General features: G+C 50.2%; 24 protein-coding genes and 2 tRNA genes. 11 read left to right on the top strand and 15 right to left on the bottom strand.

The window, feature by feature from the left end:
* The first annotated feature begins 131 nt into the window (after positions 1–131).
* Together K384_RS05955 and katG are read left to right on the top strand one after the other, a co-directional pair.
* Positions 132–569: a GNAT family N-acetyltransferase gene (locus K384_RS05955; RefSeq protein ID WP_038030387.1), complete on the top strand. Its 438-nt coding sequence runs from the start codon at positions 132–134 to the stop codon at positions 567–569.
* A 231-nt stretch (positions 570–800) separates the two neighbouring features.
* Positions 801–3,023, top strand: coding sequence for a catalase/peroxidase HPI (gene katG, locus K384_RS05950; protein WP_038030386.1), 2,223 nt, complete (start codon positions 801–803; stop codon positions 3,021–3,023).
* A 387-nt stretch (positions 3,024–3,410) separates the two neighbouring features.
* On the opposite strand, the gene fsa is transcribed toward katG, so the two are convergent.
* Genes fsa through K384_RS05935 form a run of 3 tightly spaced genes read right to left on the bottom strand, consistent with a single transcriptional unit; the run spans position 3,411 to position 5,678 of the window.
* A complete protein-coding gene (fsa, locus tag K384_RS05945) occupies positions 3,411–4,073 on the bottom strand; it encodes a fructose-6-phosphate aldolase (protein WP_038030384.1) in 663 nt (220 codons plus the stop codon).
* A gap of 55 nt (positions 4,074–4,128) precedes the next feature.
* Positions 4,129–5,418, bottom strand: a complete 1,290-nt coding sequence (locus K384_RS05940) for a M28 family metallopeptidase (RefSeq protein ID WP_051633170.1) — start codon at positions 5,416–5,418, stop codon at positions 4,129–4,131.
* Complete coding sequence (locus K384_RS05935; RefSeq protein WP_051633169.1) at positions 5,415–5,678, bottom strand: hypothetical protein; 264 nt, start codon at positions 5,676–5,678, stop codon at positions 5,415–5,417. The genes K384_RS05940 and K384_RS05935 overlap by 4 nt, the downstream gene beginning before the upstream one ends.
* A gap of 236 nt (positions 5,679–5,914) precedes the next feature.
* On the opposite strand from K384_RS05935, the gene rpe reads away from it, so the two are divergent.
* From rpe to K384_RS05910, 4 genes are read left to right on the top strand one after another with little or no spacing between them, the layout of a single operon-like run.
* The gene (gene rpe, locus K384_RS05925; protein ID WP_038030381.1) at positions 5,915–6,574 is read left to right on the top strand and encodes a ribulose-phosphate 3-epimerase; all 660 of its coding nucleotides are present in this window, start codon (positions 5,915–5,917) and stop codon (positions 6,572–6,574) included.
* Positions 6,571–8,928 carry a TonB-dependent receptor gene (locus tag K384_RS05920; RefSeq protein ID WP_084147137.1) on the top strand — a complete coding sequence of 786 codons (2,358 nt, stop codon included), beginning with the start codon at positions 6,571–6,573 and terminating at the stop codon, positions 8,926–8,928. The genes rpe and K384_RS05920 overlap by 4 nt, the downstream gene beginning before the upstream one ends.
* 23 nt (positions 8,929–8,951) lie before the next feature.
* Positions 8,952–9,539 (top strand): penicillin-binding protein activator LpoB, encoded by a 588-nt coding sequence (locus K384_RS05915; RefSeq protein ID WP_038030376.1) that lies wholly within the window; start codon positions 8,952–8,954, stop codon positions 9,537–9,539.
* Between the two features lie 4 nt (positions 9,540–9,543).
* Complete coding sequence (locus K384_RS05910; protein WP_051633168.1) at positions 9,544–10,941, top strand: COG3014 family protein; 1,398 nt, start codon at positions 9,544–9,546, stop codon at positions 10,939–10,941.
* Between the two features lie 225 nt (positions 10,942–11,166).
* Here the strand turns inward: K384_RS05910 and K384_RS05905 are convergent, their stop codons facing one another.
* Positions 11,167–11,652: a hypothetical protein gene (locus K384_RS05905; protein WP_038030374.1), complete on the bottom strand. Its 486-nt coding sequence runs from the start codon at positions 11,650–11,652 to the stop codon at positions 11,167–11,169.
* A 133-nt stretch (positions 11,653–11,785) separates the two neighbouring features.
* On the opposite strand from K384_RS05905, the gene K384_RS13830 reads away from it, so the two are divergent.
* The 3 genes from K384_RS13830 to K384_RS05895 all read left to right on the top strand — a co-directional run bounded on the left by K384_RS13830 (position 11,786) and on the right by K384_RS05895 (position 14,850).
* On the top strand, positions 11,786–11,962 hold the full coding sequence (locus tag K384_RS13830) for a hypothetical protein (protein WP_169737621.1): 177 nt from the start codon (positions 11,786–11,788) through the stop codon (positions 11,960–11,962).
* Positions 11,963–11,974: 12 nt separating this feature from the next.
* Complete coding sequence (locus K384_RS05900; protein WP_038030373.1) at positions 11,975–13,156, top strand: ATP-grasp domain-containing protein; 1,182 nt, start codon at positions 11,975–11,977, stop codon at positions 13,154–13,156.
* Between the two features lie 83 nt (positions 13,157–13,239).
* Positions 13,240–14,850 carry a Na/Pi cotransporter family protein gene (locus tag K384_RS05895; RefSeq protein WP_038030371.1) on the top strand — a complete coding sequence of 537 codons (1,611 nt, stop codon included), beginning with the start codon at positions 13,240–13,242 and terminating at the stop codon, positions 14,848–14,850.
* Here K384_RS05895 and K384_RS05890 read toward each other — a convergent pair.
* Together K384_RS05890 and K384_RS05885 are read right to left on the bottom strand one after the other, a co-directional pair.
* Entirely contained in the window at positions 14,847–15,584 is a 738-nt protein-coding gene (locus tag K384_RS05890) for a tRNA1(Val) (adenine(37)-N6)-methyltransferase (RefSeq protein WP_038030369.1), read from the bottom strand. The two genes, K384_RS05895 and K384_RS05890, sit on opposite strands and share 4 nt — an antisense overlap.
* 8 nt (positions 15,585–15,592) lie before the next feature.
* Entirely contained in the window at positions 15,593–16,018 is a 426-nt protein-coding gene (locus K384_RS05885) for a COG3650 family protein (protein ID WP_038030368.1), read from the bottom strand.
* Between the two features lie 45 nt (positions 16,019–16,063).
* On the opposite strand from K384_RS05885, the gene K384_RS05880 reads away from it, so the two are divergent.
* Positions 16,064–17,143, top strand: coding sequence for a saccharopine dehydrogenase family protein (locus K384_RS05880; protein WP_038030366.1), 1,080 nt, complete (start codon positions 16,064–16,066; stop codon positions 17,141–17,143).
* 81 nt (positions 17,144–17,224) lie between these two features.
* Here the strand turns inward: K384_RS05880 and K384_RS05875 are convergent, their stop codons facing one another.
* From K384_RS05875 to K384_RS05865, 3 genes are read right to left on the bottom strand one after another with little or no spacing between them, the layout of a single operon-like run.
* A complete protein-coding gene (locus K384_RS05875) occupies positions 17,225–18,442 on the bottom strand; it encodes a hypothetical protein (RefSeq protein ID WP_038030365.1) in 1,218 nt (405 codons plus the stop codon).
* Between the two features lie 26 nt (positions 18,443–18,468).
* Positions 18,469–19,041, bottom strand: a complete 573-nt coding sequence (gene nadD, locus K384_RS05870) for a nicotinate (nicotinamide) nucleotide adenylyltransferase (protein WP_038030364.1) — start codon at positions 19,039–19,041, stop codon at positions 18,469–18,471.
* Positions 19,042–19,070: 29 nt separating this feature from the next.
* On the bottom strand, positions 19,071–19,460 hold the full coding sequence (locus tag K384_RS05865; protein ID WP_316928914.1) for a winged helix-turn-helix transcriptional regulator: 390 nt from the start codon (positions 19,458–19,460) through the stop codon (positions 19,071–19,073).
* Between the two features lie 89 nt (positions 19,461–19,549).
* Here K384_RS05865 and K384_RS05860 point away from each other — a divergent pair, with 89 nt between their 5' ends.
* Entirely contained in the window at positions 19,550–20,200 is a 651-nt protein-coding gene (locus K384_RS05860; RefSeq protein WP_038030361.1) for an NAD(P)H-dependent oxidoreductase, read from the top strand.
* A gap of 81 nt (positions 20,201–20,281) precedes the next feature.
* Here the strand turns inward: K384_RS05860 and gmk are convergent, their stop codons facing one another.
* The 6 genes from gmk to K384_RS05830 all read right to left on the bottom strand — a co-directional run bounded on the left by gmk (position 20,282) and on the right by K384_RS05830 (position 22,838).
* Complete coding sequence (gmk, locus tag K384_RS05855) at positions 20,282–20,902, bottom strand: guanylate kinase (protein ID WP_038030358.1); 621 nt, start codon at positions 20,900–20,902, stop codon at positions 20,282–20,284.
* 51 nt (positions 20,903–20,953) lie between these two features.
* Complete coding sequence (locus tag K384_RS05850) at positions 20,954–21,247, bottom strand: zf-HC2 domain-containing protein (protein ID WP_169737620.1); 294 nt, start codon at positions 21,245–21,247, stop codon at positions 20,954–20,956.
* Positions 21,248–21,251: 4 nt separating this feature from the next.
* Complete coding sequence (locus tag K384_RS05845; protein ID WP_211245225.1) at positions 21,252–21,830, bottom strand: sigma-70 family RNA polymerase sigma factor; 579 nt, start codon at positions 21,828–21,830, stop codon at positions 21,252–21,254.
* Between the two features lie 243 nt (positions 21,831–22,073).
* Positions 22,074–22,160, bottom strand: a tRNA-Leu gene (locus K384_RS05840).
* A gap of 13 nt (positions 22,161–22,173) precedes the next feature.
* Positions 22,174–22,246: transfer RNA gene (locus K384_RS05835), tRNA-Gly, on the bottom strand.
* An 85-nt stretch (positions 22,247–22,331) separates the two neighbouring features.
* Entirely contained in the window at positions 22,332–22,838 is a 507-nt protein-coding gene (locus K384_RS05830) for a hypothetical protein (protein ID WP_038030353.1), read from the bottom strand.
* Positions 22,839–22,861 lie beyond the last annotated feature (23 nt).

Here is a 22,861-nt window from a genome sequence, read left to right as displayed (position 1 = left end):
AGAGCAGCAAAGATAAAACATTAAAAGATTGAAAACAAAAGCTTTTTTGGCAAATGCTCCCTTCTTGCTTTGCTTTTTACTTCCGGCTTTCGTTATTTTTACCGGCTCTGTTATAAAATTCATTGTAGTTCATGAATACACCGGAAATACGTCGCATTGATTCACAAGAGGAGCTACAGACAGCCTTTGCCATTCGCTACCGGGTGTTTGTGGAAGAGCAGGGAGTGCCTGCTTCCGAAGAGTTGGATGAGCACGAAAACGAAAGCCGGCATTTTTTGGTCTTGGTAGAAGGCGTGCCGGTAGCTACTGCCCGTTGGCGTGTAACCGGCGAAGGCGTCAAGCTCGAGCGCTTTGCAGTGCTGCCCGAATACCGGAACCGGGGCATAGGCGCGCAGCTGGTACGGGCTGTTTTGGATGACGTGCGCCGGCAGCATCCCGGCAAGAAGATTTACCTGCATGCTCAATTGGCAGCGCGCCGCCTGTATGAACGCGCCGGCTTTGTGCCTGAAGGCGATATTTTTGATGAGTGTGGCATCTTGCATGTGAAAATGTATTGGAAAGGGGAATAAAATAAAAGACTTTCCGCTCAGCCGAAAGCTTCCACCAAGCCATAACGTTCCGGTGGAGGCTTTTTTTATTGCCTTACATAAAAACAATCAATGTTTATAATTAAAAGTTATAACTATATAGTCAAAATTGATTTGAATGATAATGATGCTTTTTTTTACTTTGTAGTCAGTAAAAATTATTATTTGAAAATAGCAATTATTAAATTATTTATCTAAAAAAGGAAGCAGACTATGGAAACAAAACAAAGCGGAAACAGCGTAAACAAATGCCCCTTCCACAACGGGCAAATGAAGTATGCCGGCGGCAAGGGACCGAAAAACATCGATTGGTGGCCCGATATGCTGCGGCTCAACATTCTGCGCCAACATTCGGAGTTGGTCAACCCCATGGGCAAAGATTTTAACTACGCCGAAGAGTTTAAAAAGCTGGATTTGGAGGCGGTGAAGAAAGACATCATGGAGCTGATGACACAGTCGCAAGACTGGTGGCCCGCAGATTATGGGCACTATGGACCGCTTTTCATCCGCTTGGCTTGGCATGCGGCCGGTACCTATCGCATTGCCGATGGGCGCGGGGGCGGCAGTCGTGGTTCCATTCGCTTTGCGCCGCTCAACAGCTGGCCCGACAACGTAAGCCTTGACAAAGCCCGTTATCTCTTGTGGCCCATCAAAAAGAAATATGGACGCAAGCTTTCTTGGGCAGACCTTATCATTCTGGCAGGCAATTGCGCTTTGGAGTCCATGGGCTTCAAAACTTTGGGCTTTGCCGGTGGGCGTGAAGACATATGGCAGTCAGAAGAAGACATTTATTGGGGCAGCGAGCGCGAATGGCTCGGACATGAGGCACGTCAACAAGAGCCGGGGGGCGAGTTGGAAAACCCGCTGGCTGCTACCCATATGGGTTTGATTTACGTGAACCCCGAAGGACCCAAAGGCAAGCCCGACCCCGTGTTGGCAGCACGCGACATACGCACCACTTTCAGCCGCATGGCAATGAATGATGAAGAAACCGTGGCACTGATTGCCGGCGGGCACACCTTCGGTAAAATGCACGGTGCCGTTGACCCCAAATACATTGGGCCCGAACCGGCTGCTGCCCCCATAGAACAAATGGGCTTGGGCTGGAAAAACAGCTACGGCAAAGGGCATTCGGAGCATACCTTTACCAGTGGCTTGGAAGGTGCCTGGACCACCAATCCCATCCGTTGGACGCACGACTACCTCAAGCACCTTTTCGAATATGAATGGGAATTGACCAAGAGCCCTGCCGGGGCTTGGCAATGGAAGCCCAAAAATGGTGCAGGCGAGGGCACTGTACCCGATGCCCACGACCCCAACAAGCGGCATGCGCCGGTTATGTTGACTACCGACCTTGCCTTGCGCTTCGACCCGGTTTATGAAAAAATTGCACGCCGTTTTTATGAAAACCCCGATGAATTTGCCGACGCCTTTGCTCGTGCATGGTTCAAACTCACCCACCGCGATATGGGACCACGCAGCCGCTATTTAGGTCCTGACGTGCCCAAGGAAGTGTTCTTGTGGGAAGACCCCTTGCCGCCGGTAACCCATCCGTTGATCGACGAGCAAGATATTGAGGCATTGAAAAAGCAAATACTGGCATCGGGCTTGAGCATATCCGATTTGGTGACTACGGCATGGGCGTCGGCGGCTACCTTCCGTGGTTCAGACCGCCGTGGAGGTGCCAATGGGGCGCGCATACGTCTGGAGCCGCAGCGTAGCTGGCGTGTCAACAATCCGGAACGGCTCAATAAAGTGCTTGCAGTGCTTGAAAGCATTCAACAGCAGTTCAATGCCGCACAAAAAGACGGCAAGCAGGTATCTTTGGCCGACTTGATTGTGTTGGGCGGCTGTGCTGCCGTGGAAGAAGCGGCGCGCAAAGCAGGCTTTGAGGTGAAAGTGCCCTTTACACCCGGCCGCGCCGATGCCACCCAAGAACAAACCGACGTAGAGGCCTTTGCAGTGTTGGAGCCCGTAGCCGATGCCTTCCGCAACTACATCTGCGACGATGCCCTGGCACGTCCGGAAGACCTGATGGTGGACAAGGCGCAGCTGCTCAATTTGACTGCCCCCGAAATGACCGTGCTCATAGGCGGCATGCGTGCGTTGAACGCCAACTACGATGGCTCGAAGCATGGTGTCTTCACAGACCGCCCCGAAACACTGACCAACGATTTCTTTGTGAATCTGTTGGATATGAGCACCGAATGGCGTGCCATCGATGACAAACAGTATCTGTTTGAAGGACGTGACCGCAAAACAGGAGCGCCCAAGTGGACCGCTACCCGCGTGGACCTTATCTTTGGAGCACATGCCGAATTGCGCGCACTGGCAGAAGTATATGCCTGCGACGATGCCGCAGAGAAGTTTGTACATGACTTCGTGAAGGCATGGGATAAGGTCATGAATCTCGACCGCTTCGACTTGCACCGCTAATCAATATCCCATCTCATCCGGAAACGACAAGCGAACGGCTGCCCTCTTTGGGGCAGCCGTTTTTTATTTTTAGGGGCAAACCCACTGCCTCTTTATGCAAGTTTACAAGTCTAAGACCTCACGCAGCTTGTCATCTCGAACGAGCGAAGCACGGCTTGTCATTTTGAACAGAGCGTAAGCGGAGTGAGAAATCTTATCAAACCAAACATGCTTTTGCCATGTCGAACGAGGTGAGACATCTCTTCAAACCAAGCTTTTTTGCAAAAGAGGTTTCTTGTTTACGCTCGAAAGGGGGGCTCAATAAGTTTTTAGCTTTGGAACAAAGCAAAATCCACAGAGGAGGCATCCCCTGTGGATGAAATACATGCCTTTCCGGATAAGAACAGCCTACGCCCCGGGATTGGCTTTCTTGTAATCGGCAAGAAACTTTTCCAAGCCAATGTCCGTCAAAGGATGCTTAAACAGGGCTTTGATGGCATTCAAGGGGCAAGTAACCACATCGGCACCAATCAGTGCGCTCTGAATGATATGCATGGGATGGCGTACAGACGCCGCCAATACTTGCGTATCGAAACCGTAATTGTTGTAAATGGTTACGATTTGTTCGATGAGTTCCATGCCGTCGGTTGAGATGTCGTCCAAGCGTCCGATGAAGGGCGACACATAGGTAGCCCCGGCTTTGGCAGCCAGAATGGCTTGCCCCGGCGAAAATACCAGCGTGCAATTGGTGCGGATGCCTTCTTCATAAAAATACTTGATGGCTTTCACGCCGTCGGGAATCATGGGCACCTTCACCACAATATTGGGATGCAGGTCTGCAAGCTCTTTGCCTTCTTCAATGATGCCTTTGAAGTCGGTAGCTACCACTTCGGCACTTACGTCGCCATCTACCAGCTCACAGATTTTTACATAGTGGTCGAGAATGTTTTTTTTGCCCGAAACGCCCACTTTTGCCATCAAAGAGGGGTTGGTAGTTACGCCATCTAAAATGCCGAATTCGGCGGCTTCGCGTATTTCGTCTAAGTCGGCGGTGTCGATAAAGAATTTCATGGTACCGGATGGATTGGTTTTGCAACGCAAAGATATAAAAATGTGTGGCTTCTGCCTATGGCTGAGAAGTGTTGTGTGCATCTTCGCTCAAGGCTCGAAAAAAATCCACAATCAGGGAAAAAAGATTCCGGTAGGCGGCAAGCGAGAGCGCTTGGGGGCGGTCGCTGGGGTCATGATAAGCCTGCGAGCCGCCACGGGCATAAATGAAGAAGGCAGGCACGCCCATGCGTGAAAAGAAATAGTGGTCGGAGTTGGCCGCTATGCCCCTTGCTTCTATGCTTGCCACATACTGTTTTTGCAGGTCGATGCGCGTAAGCAGGCGGAAGGCTTCTTCATACACTTTGCCATTCACCACGGTAATGCCTTCTTCGCCGGTGCCTACCAGGTCCAGGTTAAGTAAAAAGCGGATATCGGAAAGAGGAAAGAGGGGATGCTGCACATAGTGCAAAGAGCCTTTTAGCCCTATTTCTTCGGCACCGAAAGCAATAAAAGCCACCGAATAGGGTAGCGGGTGCGCTTTGAAATAGCGGGCCAGATCCAGCAGCATGCTTACCCCGGAGGCGTTGTCGTTGGCGCCCGGAAAATACACTTCGCCGATGCTGCCCAGATGGTCGTAATGTGCCGTGATGACCAAAAAACGTTGTGGATAGCGGCTGCCTTCTACATATCCTGCCACATTGTAGCAAGGATACCCGGCAATTTGTTTTTGCTTCAGCTTGAACCGCAGCCGCTTGCTCGCATGCACCAAGACGGCAAGCGAATCATGGACTTGAAAAGTGGGCACCAGCACCGCGCGGGGCGCAAGGCTGCCCATGACACGGGGCACAAAGTCTATCCATGCACCGGTTTGCTGTAGCTTACGGGCTATGAGGCTGTCTTCTTGCAGGTAGGCAAGGCTGCGTTCATCCGTCACGACGGCATAGCGCCCGGGGCGTTTCATCTGAAGTAAGGCTTGACGTTTGGAGGTGTCCCAAACAAAGGAAGAGTCCAAAAAAAGCAGGCGTTTTCGTCCTTTGCCGCCACGCGCTGCCGGGTGTGGCAGGTAGTCGTAGGCAAGCCGCAGCTTCTTCCCGTTTAGCCGCAGCACAGCCTTATCAAAAGTATTGACTGTCAGCTTGAACGGCTGCAGGTAATTAGGGGCATCTGCAAATGTGCGAAGCCCTATTTTCCGGAATTCTTCTGCCAGATAGAATGCTGCCTTTTGGCTTCCGTCGTGGCGGTAGCCGCGCCCATCCATGAAAGGGCTGCACAAAGTGTCGATGGTTTGGCGCACGCGCGTAAGGTCTTGTGCTTGTGTGCCAAGGCTCAGGCACAAGCACAGACAAACAAGCATCCGTAGTTTCATGAAGTGCTTTTCTTTGAGTTGGCTTCGGTATTTTCTTTTTCTTCAAAACGAATGGGAGGGAGGTCTATGTACCAGTCGGCATGTGGTGACCAGCGATGACACATGGGGCATTGCGTGTGCCGGTGCACGGTCTTGCAATTGGGGCACTGTCCGTAGGTCTCGAAGGTGTCCCACACTTGCCCGCAATGGCATTGCCAGTAGGCGCCCCCGTCGGGTTCCCATTCGCATTGCGGGCAGCGTACTCTTTCTTCTTGTGGCATGGTGTTGTTCTTTGAAACGCATAGCTAAAATACGAAAAAAGATGGACGTGGCGGCATGCTTCGTCCTTTGCTATGACAGAAAGGCGAACGCAAAAGCAGGGGAAGACAAAGGCGCCAGGGCGTTTATTCCACGCTATCTTTATTATCTTTGTTGAGTTGAAGGCAGTGACGGCTTCAACAGAAAGAAGAAAACACCTTTTTTTATTGAAACCAAAACCAACCAAAGCACAAAAAAGATGCGAACGCCTATTGTAGCCCCTTCTCTTTTAGCCGCCGATTTTGCCAACTTACAATCAGCCATTGAGATGGTGAACCAAAGCCAAGCCGATTGGTTGCATCTCGATATTATGGATGGCGTTTTTGTTCCGAATATATCTTTTGGCATGCCCGTGTGTGAAGCCGTGCAGCGTCATGCCACCAAGCCGTTGGACGTGCACCTGATGGTAGTGCAGCCCGAGCGCTATTTGGAAGCTTTCAGCCGTTTGGGCGCTTCCATTATCAGTGTGCACTATGAGGCATGCCCCCATTTGCATCGCACTTTGCAGCAAATCAAACAACTGGGATGCAAGGCAGGCATTGCCATCAATCCACATACGCCTGTGGAAGCACTGCGGGACATTTTGCACGAAGCCGATTTGGTATGCATGATGTCGGTAAATCCCGGCTTTGGCGGGCAAAAATTCATTGAACACACCTACGACAAGGTGCGCCGTCTGCGCCGCATGATAGATGAACGAGGCTTGCAGACGCTGATTGAAATAGACGGAGGCGTAAAGCAAAGCAATGCGGCAGATTTGCTCGCTGCCGGTGCCGATGTGTTGGTGGCAGGCAGCTTTGTCTTTTCTGCTGCCGATCCTCTGCACACAATTGCCACGCTTAAACAAACAACGGCATGATGGCACGTTGGGCATGGGGGTGCTTGCTTGTGTTGTTATGGGGGCATGCATGGGCGCAGCAAGAGACGCCCTTGCGTGGCTATTTGCTCGACCCCCAAGGGCAAGGCATAGAGCAGGCAGTGGTGGTGTGGACAACCGACTCAAGCCGCTATACCGTCACGCGCAGCAGTGGTTATTTTGAACTGCGTCTGCCTGCCGGTTCCCAAACCTTGCGCGTTTATTTTTTGGGAAAAGAAAAGACCTTTTCGGTGCAAATGCCCGCCGCAGAGCCTGTACGGTGGATTTGGGAGAACCTGCGCATAGAAGAAGTAGTGGTGGAAGCCAAGGATACCTTGCTGCAAGAAGAGGTAAGTGCCTTCCGTTTTACTGCGCTGCAGGCCAAGCGGGCGCCCACACCCTTCGGCGACTTCAATAAGATATTGGCTACCTTGCCCGGGGTGGTGAGCAACAACGAACTGTCATCGTCCTATTCGGTTCGTGGTGGCAACTACGATGAAAACTTGCTGTATGTCAATGGCATGATGGTGTACCGCCCTTTGTTGATTCGGGCCGGTCAGCAAGAGGGGCTCAGCTTCGTGAATCCCGACTTGGTGGAAGAAGTACGCTTCTACAGTGGCGGTTGGCAAGCCGCCTATGGCGACAAACTGTCGTCTTTGATGCTCATCCGTTACAAAGAACCTAAAGAATTCAAGGCGTCGGTGAGTGCGGGCATTCTCAACAGCGCTGCCCATGTAGAAGGCAGCACAGGCGGTGGACGTTTGACCTATGTAGCCGGTGTGCGTCGCAAAAGTGCCCGCTATTTGCTCAATACGCTACCGGTAAAGGGGCAGTATTTGCCCAACTTTATAGACGTGCAAGCGTGGCTTACCTACAAGCTGAGTGCGCGCCATAGTCTGAAGAGCCTGCTGACCTATGCGCGCAACCGTTATTTTGTGCAGCCCGACTTTGCACAAACAGACTTCGGCACCGTCAATCGCAAGTTACGCTTGTCAGTGGGTTTCGACGGGCAAGAGCAGATGCGTTATGACATTACTCAAAACAGCCTGCAGCTGGAAAGCCACTGGAACGACCAACTGAAAACACAGTGGGTGCTCTCTTACATGCGCACCGTTGAGCGGGAATTTACTGAGGTGGAGGGGGCTTACCGCCTCTGTGAAGTAGGGCAAAATTATGGCGCCGGTGGTTTCAATCAATGTGTGAAACAAGTGGGGGCAGGCAGCAATTACCTGCACCTGCGCAACCGTATGGGGGCATGGGTGGCCGCCCTGGAAAACCGTTCGGCCTTTCATTGGCGCCAAGGGCACCTTACCGAGTGGGGGATGCGGTGGAGTTATGAAACAGTGGAAGAGTTTATTGACGAATACCGTTTTGTGGACTCTGCCGGCTACGTGCGCATCACGGAGCAAATAGACGGGCACAACCGGGTAGAAGGGCAACGCCTTAGTTTTTTTGCACAACAAAGCCTTTACCTTGATTCATTGGTGAGCTTGCGTGCCGGTGTGCGTGCTACCTATTGGACTTACAACAACGAATGGAACGTAAGTCCTTCTTTGCAATGGAGTGTGCGCCGCCGCCGGCGCCCCGACTGGGTGTGGCGTGGGGCCGTGGGGCTTTATCAGCAGCCCCCTTTTTATCGCGAGTTACGCGACTTCGCCGGGCAGTTGCATCCCGGGGTGCGTGCCCAACAAGCGTGGCATGTGGTGATGGGTGCCGATTTGCTTTTGCCGCTGTTGGGGCGCCCGTTTCGTTTCACTGCCGAAGCCTACTACAAGCATCTGATGCAGTTGAATCCTTATGACGTGGAGAATGTGCGCATTCGATATTATGCCCGCAATGATGCCACAGGCTATGCTGCCGGCTTGGACATGCGCCTGAACGGCGAACTGATTCGAGGCACGGAGTCTTGGATAAGCCTCAGTTTGCTGCGCACCGAAGAAGACCTCGCTTTTGACGACAGGGGGTACTTGCGCCGCCCCATGGATCAGCGTCTGACTGTGGGGGTCTATCTCGAAGACCACTTGCCTTCCAATCCGTCTTGGCGGGTGAATATGCAACTTCAGTGGGGGACCGGTTTGCCCTTTGGCGTGCCCAATGAGCCGGCTTTTCGCAGTGCTTTTCAAGGAAGAGCCTACAGGCGCGTGGATTTGGGCTTTTCAAAATACATTACCGATGTGCGCTGGCGCGAACGCCCCTTCCTGAAGTCCCTATGGATAGGCGCCGATATATTGAATGTATTGGGTATCAACAACGTGATTTCCTACACATGGATAGAAGATGTATCCGGGCAAAGATATGCCGTGCCCAATACGCTTTCGGCAAGGTTTTTGAACTTTCGCATAGTGGGAGAATTTTAAGCTTAAAACTCAAAACTTACATTATGAAAAGCATAAAATCACTATTGACTGCCTGCCTTTGTTTGATGCTGTCGGCAGCCTGTGCCCCCCATAGTGTTCAGCGAATCGACGCCGCACAGGCCATTGACCTAAGCGGTGTATGGAACGACACCGATTCCCGTTTGGTAGCCGAAGAAATGACACGCCAAATCATGGAAGCCCATTGGCATCGTAATTTTTATATGGACCATGAACGCGAACCGGTCGTGATAGTGGGCTTCATTCAAAATAAAACACACGAACACATCAACACAGAGACTTTTATTAAAGACATTGAGCGGGCACTTATCGAGTCGCGCCGGGTGCGGGTTGTGCAAAATGCCGCCCTGCGCGACAAAGTGCGGGAAGAACGCCTTGACCAACAAAACTTTGCGTCGCCTTCTACACAGAAGCAGTGGGGCAAAGAGTTGGGTGCCGATTTCATGTTGTTGGGGACCATCTCTTCCATTGTGGACATAGAAAAGCGTAAGCGTGTCATCTATTATCAGGTGAATTTGGAACTTACCAATATCGAGACCAACGAAGTGGTTTGGATAGGCAAAAAAGAAATCAAAAAGTTTGTAAAGAACTAAACAGATGATACGCCGCCGGCTACGTAGCTTGTTGCTTGGCTGCTGCCTGCTTTTTTTAGGAGGCTGCTCTTCCTACTATGTGCGTTATCTTGAATACCACAAAGCCTTCGAAAAAGGCGACTTTGAGCAGGCACTGCAGATATTGAAGAAGTCGAAAGTGCCCCGCCGCAATTACCTGCTGCATTATATGAACATGGGTATGGCTGCCTTCATGGCGCAGCGTTATGAAGATGCCATTCAGTATTTTGAAATAGCCTATCGCTTGGGCGACAATCTGTCGCGCAATTACTTGGCGGAAGGGGCTGCCGAGCTGATCAATCCCATGTACGCGCCTTACCGGGGAGAGTACTTCGAGCTGCTGATGGTGCACTACTACAAAGCGCTGGCTTACTTAAAACTAAAACGCTACGAAGAAGCGCTGGTGGAGTGCCGCCGCGTCGATATTTTGCTGCGACGCTGGACAAGCTATTACAAGAATACGGAAGAGGTGAAGTATAGAAGCGATGCCTTCTTCTACCTGATTATGGGGCTTGCCTACGACGCCATGCACGATTACAACAATGCCTTCATTGCTTACCGCAATGCGTGGAACGCATACCAAACCATTCACAGCGAGTTGTTCGGGGTGCATGCACCACAGCAATTGAAAAAAGATCTGCTACGTACGGCTTATTTGAGCGGCTTCATTGAAGAAATGCACGCTTATGAAAAAGAGTTTGGCATGACCTATGAAGCCGAACCGTCCGAATCTGATTACGGCGAACTCATATTCTTTTGGCATACAGGCTTGGCGCCGGTGAAAGTAGATAAAAGCATTTCATTTGCTACGCGTGTGAAGGGCAACAAAGCCTATTTTTATAACGAAGAGTACGGCTGGACTTTTGAAAGTCGTTTGTCTAAAGACGAAAAAGAGAAGCTGGACAAGCTGGAAGTCTTTAATGTAGTAATTCCCGAATACAAAGAGCGCCCCCCTGTTTATCAGTCGGCCTATTTGCTGGCAGGTAATGACACGCTTGCTTTTGAATTGGCAGAAGATATCAATGCGGTTGCCTTTTATACACTGAAACAACGTTTGTTCTGGGAAGTGTCTTCGGCGGTGCTTCGTATGGCTTTACGCAAAGCCATAGAAAAGGGTATAGAAGAAGACAACGAAGAGGCCGCCATGTGGGTGGGGCTTTTGTTACAAATGGGGCAGCAGTCCGACACCCGCGCATGGATGACTTTGCCCTATGCCATTCACTACACGCGTGTGCGCTTGCCGGAAGGAAAGCAAACGGTAAAGCTGGTAGTGCAAGGCGCAGAAGGCGAAAATAAGACCTATAACTTCGTCTTTGATGTGGAAGCCGGGCAAACCACCTTTCATTACTTCCACAACTTACAAAGCCGCCCCTTCCGTTATTAAATTATTGACAAGTGCAAACGGGGTGCGGCAAAGTGTATTATTTCGAACGGAGCGTAAGCGGAGCGAGAAAACTCAAATCTGCCGCAAGAAGAAAAAAAGAGATTTCTCGCTTACGCTCGAAATGACAAAAAAGGAAAGGCAGATGGCAAAGATGAAAGAAAAAGCAGCTTAGCCCCGGAAGCAAGTGGAGCATTGAGGAAGAAAAGTAAGCTTTCCCAATGCTGCCTATTTCTTTTTTGCCTTAGGTGCCGAAGCAATAATACTCACCCCCAGCAGTTGAGCAGGCGGATTCTTAAAGTCATACACAATACGCACGATGCCGCCTTGTTGTGGCTTGATGCTTACGCTGCCGTTTTTCGATTCTGCTATTTTGTTATTCCGGCTGTCGAATACATAAATTACCGGCATCCGGTCTTCTTCCCATTCGCCACAAATGGCAATATTATATTGGGCTGTACTGCTGAATATGTAATTCTGATTGATTTTGTATCCTTCTTTGGGATTGGTCGATACGTTGAAACGGTAAGTCTTCACTACTTGAAAGCCTTCTGCTATCTTGGAAAGGCAGCTTTTTTCTATGGCGTCAAGGCGACGCTGTTCCACACTCACACTGTCGGCGGTTTGCAGGCTGTCTTCTTTTTGTTGTGCAATGGCTGAAGGAGCAATCGCTGCAAGGCATAATAAAGCAAACAGGGAAATTATTTTTTGCATACCGGAAGTTGTTTAGTGCTTTAAAGTTACGAAAAGTATGAAAGATGAACGAACAGCCAAGAGACAATATTCGTACTGAAAAGGTAACCAAATTTATTTAAAAAACGTTATTTCAACTCCAAAATTCTTTCTTATGAGACGTCGTTGGGGATTATGGCTTATGAGCGTGGCAGTATGGCTTTTATCAGCCTGTAGCGCTTCCGTGCATGTGCCGGCAGGGAAGCCCTTGCCACCCGGTCAGATGAAAAAAGTAACGGGCAGCCAGTCGGCAAAGCCCTATGCACCCGGGCAACAAAAAAAGAAAAAATAAACAGGGAATCACTTGGAGCAGTCTATAACTTTATGGCTTGTAGGCTTGCGTGCCCCTTTGTTGCATGTGCTACCTGCCACCGTGCGCTATGTTTTATGGTGTGACCCCAAGCTGAACCCGCCGCCTGTGCAAGCCGCTTGCCTAAAAGTGCTTGCTATGGAGCGGGGCATGCTGCGCCCGGCTTGGGAAGCCCAAGCCTTGCAGCTCGTTCAAGAGTATGGTATGCCGCAGGCAGTTTTGGCATGCACCGAAGCCGCTGTTTTGCCTGCTGCCTACATGCGGGCGGTGTTGGGGCTCCCGGGCATAACCGTAGAACAAGCGGAGCGCGGCAGCTTAAAGCATGTCATGAAGGGCTTTTTGCAGACAGCCGGCATTTCTATGGCCCGCTTTGCTTTCTTGGAAGCGCCCGTTTCCAAACAAGATTTTTTGAAAAGCTGGCAGTTGCCCGTGGTGCTTAAGCCCCCCGACAGCTCGGGAAGCAGAGGTACAAGCATCTTTCGCAGCGAAGAAGAGTTACCGGCACACTTACCTGCCGGCATGCTGGTGGAGTCTTTTGTGGAAGGCGTGGAGTACAGCATGGAAACATGGGTACAGGAAGGTAATATTTTGCTTGAAAACTGCACCGAATATGTAGAGCCCAAGTTTGCCAATTTGTTGCCTGCCATGCTCGCAGAGCAGCATTTGCAGGGGTTGAAAGAACTAAACCGGCAGGTGATTGCCGCTTTGGGGCTACGCAATGCGCTCACACACCTGGAGGCTTTTCTTACCCCTTCGGGGCAATGGATATTCGGAGAAATAGCCCTGCGACCGCCCGGAGGGCATATAATGAAGCTCATGGACCTTGCCTATGGTATCGACAGCTGGGGGCAGTGGTGGCGTCTGATGAGCCACTTGCCCGTGGCGCCCTTCCCGGCAGAAGCAAGCAGACATGCAGCCGTGCGCTTTTTTTATCCGCCTGTGGGCGTGATTCGCTCGGTGGATGGGCTAAAAGACATAGCCGCGCTTCCTGCGGTTGTAGAAAGCCGCTTCACAAAGCTGAAAGCAGGCACCCGTGTGAAACCGCGTGCGGGGGTGGGGGAGCATTTCGGTTATGTTATCATGCAGCATAAAGAGGCGGCGCTGCTCCGGCAGCAGCTGCAACAAGCCAAGATTTTATTCCGGGTAGAAACAGACGCAACAGAAGAGGACTGCTAAGGGGAAGCCACAGCTGTTTTTTTTCTTCTTAGGCCACAGACTTAAAAGATAAGTCTTATTTTCGCACCAAAAGAAAATACACGATGGGACAAGTCATTGAATGGAGCCGGTTCTTGGGCGGACTGGGCGCTTTTTTGCTGGGAATGCATCTTTTGGAAACAGGATTGGAACAGCTCGGCGGCAGCTCTTTCAGTCGTCTGTTGCGAAAGGCTACGCGTACCCCCCTGTTGGGTATCTTCTGGGGAACAGTAGCCACTGCCCTGCTGCAAAGCAGCTCTTTGGTCTCTTTGATGGTGGTGGCTTTGGTGGGGGCCGGCATCTTGACGCTCGCGCAGGCCTTCGGTCTGATTATGGGCGCCAACATAGGCACGACGGCTACCGGATGGCTGGTAACCTTGCTGGGTTTTAAATTAAACATAGAAGAACTGGCTCTGTGGGGCTTGGGCATTGGGGCGTTTTTGGCGGTCATATGGAACTATAAACGTTGGCTGCAGCTGTCGGGGCAAGCCATTGCGGGCTTTGCCTTGCTTTTCATAGGCTTGGAGTGGATGAAAAATGCCATTGCCCGTTTTGCCGAGGTGGTGGACCTCTCTGCCTGGCAAGATGCAGGCAGTCTCACGCTTTTTGTTTTTGGCTTTGTGTTGACGGCCATCATTCAATCGAGCTCGGCTACGATGGCCATCACTTTGAGTGCCATGCATGCCGGCATTTTGGGCTTTTATCAGGGGGCAGCCTTGATGATTGGCGCAGATTTGGGCACTACCATAACCGTATTTCTGGGAACACTCGATGGCAACGTTGCCAAGCGGCAAGTGGCTTTGACTCATTTTCTTTACAACCTAATTATCAACCTGATAGCTTTTGCACTGCTGCCTTGGGAAATTGCCGCGGTGGAAAAACTATTGGGCATTACAGATCCCCTGCTGGCATTGGTTACCTTTCATTCCGGAATGAATATATTGGGCGCTGTGCTCTTCCTGCCTTTCATCCGTCCGTTCATGCGTTTGATTGAACGTCTGGTGAAACCCAAGAAAAAGACAGAAGCCCACTTCATTCACCGGGTGCCCGTTTCACAAACCGATGCCGCCCTGATTGCCCTTCAAAAAGAAGTAGTGCATTTGGCAGAACGCGTGTTGGCGTGGGGGCGCTTGTTGTGGGGCTTGGGTGAGGCAGCCGGTGCCGGTGAGCCTACTGTGGTTTATGCCTCCATCAAGCAGCTGGGAAGCGAAATCATCGCTTACATCGTACAGTTGCAACAGCACATGAAAACCGAAGCCAATGCGCAAAACCTGACCGCCCTTTTATGGTCGGTACGTCGCCTGTTGCGTGCTGCCAAGAGTTTAAAAGACATACGCCACAACATAGAGCACTACAGGCACGACGAGCGCGAAGCAGTGCAGCTGTTGCTTGCCCACATGCGCGAACAAGTAGCTACTACCTTGGCTGCTTTGGAAGAGAAAAAAGAGTTTTGGCTGCAGAGCCAAGATTTGGTGATGCAAGCTCTTTGGGAGCGGAACCGCCAATGGCAGCGACAGCTAAACGAAGAAGTGCTGCAGGGTACGGTGCGTTACGGGCTGAACGAAGCCGCTACTTTTCTTAATATGATTCACGAAAACAAAGAATATTTAGAAAGTGTCATTGAAGCATTGGAAGGCAAGCCTGACACGGAGTATTTGCAAGAGACCGTCGCTTAGAATATAATGTAAAAGGGGCGCAGCAGCTCTACATAAGCAGGGTGGTAGTCTGTCTGATTGGCTTGGCGTATGTAAAGCGTGTGCTGTTGTTTTCCGGCTGCCGGCTGTCTGCCAAATACCGTAATAAGACGAAAGAGCGGGTGCTTTTCGCTGTGGTAAATACACAGCTGCTGCCTCGGATGCAAGCCGCTTGCCCTTGCATGCTGCTCAAACTGTTGCATTTCGTGCGGGGGATAGAGCACAACCAAATGCCCTTCGGTTGAAAGCAAGCGGGCACAACAGGCAGCCAGTCGGGAGGGCGGAAGTGAATCGACACCGTGGGTTGCCAGCTGCTTGCGTTGATCTTGTGGGCGCATGCTGCTGGCAAAAAAGGGAGGGTTCACCACGATAAGGTCGTAAAGACAAGGGGCTTCCCATCGCAATACATCCTGCTGTTCAAACAGCCGGAGACGTTCCGCAAAAGGGCTGCGTGCAAAATTCAACGATGCCTGCCGGCAGGCATTGGCTTCTATTTCAACGGCATGGACTTCGGCTTGCGCAAAACGCTGCGCCAGCATGAGTGCCAGCAGGCCACTGCCCGTGCCTATATCTAAAATGCGGGTGGGGGGTGTGGCCGGTGCCGGTGCCCAAGCGCCCAAGATGCAAGCTTCGGTGCTTACCTTCATGCCGCACAAGGCATGCTCTACGGTAAACTGTTTGAATCGAAAAAAATGGTTTTTGGTTCGTGCCGGCATATTATCTGCTATTCGCCACAGCCCTTATAGTGCTGCGGCGTATGGGTATTTTTGCTGTCAAAAATAAGCACTTCCACTGAAAAAGGGTAGAGACGGTCAGACATGCCGTCGCTACATTGCCGGGGGCTAAAGACAACCTCAAGGTGATGTGCTGCATTCCGGGCTTGTATTTTCCATTGTTTGTTTTGCCATGCGCGGTCGAATATGCGAAAGGTATCTATGCCCCTGCCGGGACGTTCCCATAAGACGGTCGTGCTGTCCGGTATTTGCAGCAGCCAAAAAGGCTCGTTGCCACGTGCCACGGCAGGAAGCGGAAGCGCTGCTTGCCGCCGTTCTTTTTGTGTGGTGCCTGCATGGGGTTTCGTGCGGCAACTAAAGCATAGCCCAACCAAGCAGTAAAATAACAAAGAATGTATGAGGAGGTATCTGAACATTGTTTTTATATTTTTTACGTATCTTTTTCAAAAAAAGAAAATACCATGACCCAATCAAGCCCTTTACTGATTTATGGCGCTTATGGCTTTACCGGCAAGCTGATAGTGGCCGAAGCTGTACGCCGAGGCTTACGCCCCGTGATTGCCGGGCGCAATCGCGACAAGACAGAAGCCCTTGCCCGGCAGTACGACTTGGAATACCGTGTTTTTTCTCTGGATGACGGACTTGCCTTGCGCGATGCCCTGAAAGAGGTGAAAGTAATTTTGCAGTGTGCAGGTCCTTTTATTCATACCGTCCGCCCGGTGCTGGAAGCCTGCCTGACCACCCAAACCCACTACGTGGACATTACGGGCGAAATAGAGGTTTTTGAGTACTTGGCAGCGCAGTCAGGGCGTGCCGCATCGCGCGGTATCGTGTTGTTGCCCGGCAGCGGCTTCGACGTGGTGCCGTCCGATTGCCTGGCAGCTCATTTAAAAAGCCTGCTGCCCGATGCCCATACACTCACCTTGGCGTTCAAAGGTGTATCGCGCATGTCCCGCGGTACGGCTCTTACCATGGTCGAAAACCTGGGCAAGGGGGGCGCCATACGCCGTGACGGTAAAATAGTGGAAGTGCCCGCAGCTCATGAAGTGATGACGATGGACTTTGGCGACGGCGAGATGTCCACGGCCGCCTGCATCCCGTGGGGCGATGTGTCAACGGCTTATTACAGCACGGGCATTCCCAACATTCAGGTATTTATGGCGCTGCCCAAGCCAATGATGGAGCAAATGCGCCAAGCATATCGCTGGCGTTGGCTGCTGAAGTTGTCCATTGTAAAAAACTATTTGAAAAAGCAGGCTGAAAAGCGTTATACCGGACCGGACGACAAGCTGCTGAAAGAAGGTAAAAGCTATCTTTGGGGGCGTGTGGAAAACAAAGAAGGTCAACGACGAGAAGCGCGACTCATCACCCCCGAAGGTTACCGCCTGACTTCCCTGACAGCCGTGGAAATTGCCCGCCGCCTGTTGGAACCGCACCAGATGAAGGGGTTCTATACGCCTTCCAAGGCATTCGGTAAAGACTTTATTCTTGAATTTGAAGGAGTGGAACGGACAGACCTTGGCGCCGTGCCACTTTCTTGATTAAGCCTTTTGGGGTGAAAGAAAACAGAAAAGCGGCACCGGCGGTGCCGCTTTTCTGCTACTTTGCCGTTTTTATTCAAGTCAGTAAAGAGGAATGCGGTGCATGTAATGATGTACTTGCTCTATATTGACACTGCGCACAATCTCGGCGCGCAATCGCCCATACTGCTCTTGCAGTTCCTGAATTTTCTTGTCGATGGCTTCCGGTTGTTGAGACAACTGCCTGCTGTTGCGAAGAATCTCTTCTATACGTTGATGATAGCCGTCCAGCAAGGACAGATATTCGCGATAGAGCGCTTCCAGTTCTTGGTCAATTTGATGCACCTTTTGAATGCCTATTACAGGATACATCAGGCGCGCATCACTTACCAATGGCTCGTATTGAATGATGCCTTCTTCCGTATAAGAGGCTTCTATGTTACGGATGAGGCTATCGACATGGCTGTATTGATAATAATGGTTGATGAGGTCTTGTAAGGGTAGCCGGGCTATTTCAGTCCGCTTGCCGGGGTGCAGGCTGCTGCTTTGCTGGCGTACAAAGTCAAGCAGCAGTTGATGCAGGGCTTGGCTGCGCACACGCAGGCTCGAAAGGTTTTGCTGAAATTCCCGGTTGGCTTCCGACAAGGCTTCGTAGTGACGAAGATACTTTTGCAGCTCTTCTTCAAAGGCCTTCAGGTCGCTCATTGCTATGTCTTCTTCTTCGAAGGCGGCCTTGTAAATCAGTTGTGTGATGGACTGAAAATAATGAATGGTGGGAATCACCTCGCTGACGGCTTGCGACAAAGGCGAGTCGAAGATATGCTGCATCAGGGCAACGAGACGCGCCCCTTTCTTGAAGCGTTTGACGCGCGAAAATATTTTTTCTTGTGCCAAGCGGATGGTCGCTTCTTTTAAACTGAAACCCAGCTCTTGGTTGGTAGGGTTGTGCAGGCTACCGATGGTGTTGAAATAGTAGCTGCCTGCAATGGAGTTCTGAATGGCTTGCAGGCTGCGGCTGCTTTGCTCACAAAACAAAACCGTTTGGCGAATGCTTTGCACATGGCGTTCATGCTGTGTGCGGGCACTGGCGCGGCGGCGCTCCCTTAGCTCACGAATCATTTGCCCCTGCCATTGCACGTGCTGCGATAATTCCATGTATTGCTGCCGGAGCAGCTGTAAACTGTCCCGGTAGGTAGATTGCGTACGGAACAACAGCTGTTGCAAGCTGTCCACTTTGGTGGTGAGCAGGCTGTCCGATTGAGCATAAAGACTGCCCGCAATACTGAAAAGACAAGGCAGAAGGAGGCGCAGGTGTTTCATATAGCTTTGATTTCGGTGAAGCTGTATCAATGATAATACTTCCGGCTGTAAATCAACTCTGCTACAGGCTCGGTAACCATGTAACGAATAGAGCGCCCTTCTTGTATGCAACGGCGAATGTAAGTAGCCGAAATATCTAACAAGGGGGCTTCTATATGGTGTATTTTGGGGTGATTACGGAAAGCGTGCTCGCCGGCATGGGGGCGGGGGTAAACATACAACTCATAATATTCGAGGATTTGCTCGTAGTTTTTCCATTTGTGGAAGTGTGTCAGGTTGTCTTCGCCCATGAGCAGGGCAAAACGGCGCTGAGGATACTTGTCTTGAAGGTAGGTCAGCGTGTCTATGGTATAGCTGGGGCGGGGGAGGTGAAACTCTATGTCACTCACTTCAAAACGTGGGTTGTCATGGATGGCCGCCCGCACCATATCCAAGCGGTCAAATTCATGCAACAGGCTACTGCGCTTTTTAAAAGGGTTTTGTGGTGATACCACAAAACATATTTTATCCAAATCGGTACTTTCTACCGCCACATTTGCCAAAATCAAATGCCCTATGTGAATGGGGTTGAAAGAACCAAAAAACAAACCTACTTTCATTGTTCTTTTTTGAGCGCAAAGCTACGGTTTTACTCCGACATGTAGGCCTGCCGGTGAGCCAAGCCCCACTGTATCATGGCATCAATGACATCGGTCAGGCGGTAGCCCGATTCCGTGAGTTCATACTCAATCAACACCGGGCGTGTATTATGCACCAAACGCTTGACTACCCCGTTTATCTCCAGCTCTTTCAGTTCTTTCGACAGCATGCGCGGGGTGATGCCTTCTATGCTTCTTTCCAATTCCTTGAAGCGTTTCTTGCCATGAATGAGCGAAGCAATAATGGATAGTTTCCACTTGCCGCTAATGACATTCAGCGTGTCGTTCACCGCCAGTACATAACGTGTGGGGCATTGCTTTACTTCCGAGAAACACCCTAAGTCCTTCATTTCCTTTGCTTTGTCTTTGTTGCTATACATTTGTATATCGATATTTTGTTGTTACCTGCTTCTTTTTTTATAGCAAAGGTAGTAGTTTTGCATTGTTCTTTCACTTAAAACTAAAAAAAATGACTGTTTTAGAGGCATTACAGTGGCGTTATGCTACCAAAAAGATGAATGGCAAGCGCATTCCGCAAGAAAAGCTGGACTATATTTTGGAAGCCATTCGTTTGTCACCTTCTTCTTCGGGTTTGCAGCCCTATAAGGTGCTGGTGATTGACGACCGCGAGCTGTTGAAAAAAATACAGCCCATTGCGTGGGGACAAAGTCAAATCGTAGATTGCTCGCATCTTTTGGTATTTGCTGCCTGGGACAAATACACCGAAGAAAAGATTGATGAGACTTTTCAGTTTATTTTGAAAGAAAGAAACCTGCCCCCCGACACCATGGATGCCTACCGCGAAAAATTGTGGGGCATATATTCGCAATTGCCCGAAGAGTGGCATGCACATCATGCTGCCAAGCAGGCATACATAGCCATGGGGATTGCCATGGTGGCGGCAGCAGAGCAGGGAATCGACTGCACGCCTATGGAAGGCTTCTCGCCCGATGAGCTCGACGATTTGCTTGGGCTCAGAGAGCAAGGCTTGCGCAGTGTGTTGCTTTTGCCTTTGGGGTACCGCGATGCTGAAAATGATTGGCTTGTAAACATGAAAAAAGTGCGTCGTCCCAAAGAGGAGCTTTTTGTAGAGATAAAAGGCGAGTCTGTGGAAGCATAGATAGTGTTTGGAGTAATCAAAATAAAGCCAAGGGCAGCTCAAGGGCTGCCCTTCGGTGTTTGTGTGCTTTTATGCTTCTACTTATTCTGCCTGCTTTTCGGTGGGGTGCAATATTTTGCCGGTTTCAATGAAATGCAGTACCAGCCGCTCGGCTTCTTCAAAGGTTTTTTCCAGATTGTCGTTGACCAGTACCACGTCGAACTCCGGTTCGAAGGACATTTCATAGGAGGCTTTAGCCATGCGGGTTTCTATGCTGGCGTCGGTTTCGGTTTGGCGCTGCATCAGGCGTTGCCGCAGGATATCCAAGCTGGGTACTTTCACGAAAACAGCCAGCGCATGGTCGCCGTAATAGTTTTTTAGTTTGAGTCCCCCTTTTACGTCCACGTCGCAGACAACGTGCTTGCCTTCATTCCAGATGCGCTGTATTTCGGACTTCAAAGTGCCGTAATAAGCCCCGGGATACACTTCTTCCCACTCTACAAATTCGTTGTTTTTGATTTTTTCGCGGAACTCTTCCGGGGTGAAGAAGTAATAATCTTTGCCATGCTCTTCGGTGCGTCCCCGGCGGGGGCGGGTACAGGCAGAAATAGAAAATGCCAATTTGTCAGGAAACTTGGCTAATAAATGCTTGACGATGGTGGTTTTGCCTGCACCCGAGGGGGCTGAAAAAATGATGATTTTACCTTGTTTGTCGCTTGACATGCCTGTGCTTATCGTTCGGTGAGAGTGCAAAAATAGAAAAATAGGCTGTCTTTATGAACCTTGACCGCTTTCTTCTTCTATCTTTTGTTTGATGGCTTCCAATAGCTCGCAGGGGCACTGGGCACTCACTTTGATTTTTAAAATGGAACGGATGGTTTCTTCCAGCTCTTTGCAATCGTTGCAAAAAAGGCATTTGCGCATGTGTTCGTCTATTTGGCGCTTTTGCTCTTCACTTACCTGGCCGTCCAGATAAAGATAGATGCCCTCCCAGCTGAAGTTGTCACATATCTTCTTTTCTCCGGTCATGGGCATCTTGGTGGTTTCGTTACTCGTTTCCTTCGACATGGTTTTATGCATTTTTTAAATATCCCATCTTCTTGGCATAGTCGCGCAACTTTTCTTTTAACAGGTTGCGTGCGCGGTGCAACCTCGAGCGTACGGTACCGATAGGGATGTCCAATATTTTGGACATTTCTTCGTAAGTAAAGCCCTCAATATCGCACAAAATAATCACTATCCGGAAATCTACCGGCAGGCTGTTGAGGGCCGTAGCCACCTCGTCGCCTATTTTGTCCTGTACGGTTTCGCTACGCAAGTCCGTAGTTACAGACAACCGGCTGTTATCGGCTTCATCGGAATTATAGAATGACTCTACTTCTTGATAATCTACTTTCGCAGGTTCTTTACTTTTCTTGCGAAAGTTATTGATGAAGCTGTTTTTTAATATTCTGAACAACCACGCTTTGGCATTGGTTCCTTGCTGGAATGAGTCTAAAAAGCGGAATGCTTTCAGATAGGTTTCTTGTACCAGGTCCTTGGCGTCGTCTTCGTCTAAGGTAAGACGAAGAGCAGAGTTATACATGGCATCTGCATGTGGCAGAAGCTCTTCGTTGAAGATTCTGTATTTTTCTTCTCTGGTGTACGGCATATTTTTGGTTGGCTGGGTTATCATAGAAATATATCCTTCATTTTTAAGATAAGAAAATTTCTTTATTGATTTTTGTTTGCAAAAAACGTGCATATAGGCAAAATGTTATGCATGGTCTGCCTTTTTGTCGTAAAAAGCAGACAGGGCAGGAGCTGACAAAAACACAGCTACTGCACTATAGGGGGCAAAAAAGAAAAAAAGCGTGCTTTTTGGCACGCTTTTAACAAAGGAGGATAAGTGAAGTACCAGGGGCGGGACTCGAACCCGCACGAGCCTTTAGGGCTCACAAGATTTTAAGTCTTGCGTGTCTACCAATTCCACCACCCCGGCTAAATGAAAAAAGAGCGAAAGACGGGATTCGAACCCGCGACCTCAACCTTGGCAAGGTTGCGCTCTACCAACTGAGCTACTTTCGCTTCTTGTATCGCCTTCGTGGCTGAAAAGCGATACAAAAGTAGTGTTTTCTGAAATACCCGCCAAATAATTTGTTAATTTTTTTTGCTATGGCTTGGCTTTCTTGCTGACAGACAGATATTTGTTTTTCAGCTTCCGTACTTTGTTTAAACTGAAGCTGACCTGTTCGCTTTCTTCTTCTTCAAACAAGCCTTCAAAGCCGCCGGCTTGCGATTCTTCCACATGTTCTTGCACTTCCACTTCTTCATATACCGCTACGATTTGTTCCAGGTCGGGGCGGATGCGACGCCATGCCTTGTTGCCCTCGCACTGGCTCGACAGATACAGCAGGTCGCGTGCCGTCTGCTCGGCGCGTGCAATGTCGAGCAAATACTTGGGGTTTTTCTTGTCAAGGGTGGCTTCACACTTGCGGTAAAGCGTATGCGCCCACTCGCTGATGTTAAAATCGGTGCCCAGGCGGTTGAGTATTGCCCGGCTGCTGTCGTCTTGTACCATACCGGCGCATTGGCGCAAAACAGGGTCTTTGTAGCGTTGTGCATGGCTTGCCATAGTCAAAGCAAGCAACAAGAAAAGCGTGAATGCAAAGCGTTTCATAAGGCGTGTTTTTTTAAGTCCTA

The organism is Thermonema rossianum DSM 10300, assembly GCF_000426825.1.
GTDB classification, from domain to species: Bacteria; Bacteroidota; Bacteroidia; order Cytophagales; family Thermonemataceae; genus Thermonema; species Thermonema rossianum.
Note: the sequence above shows the minus strand (reverse complement) of the source record. Positions and strands in the feature narration are given on the sequence as shown.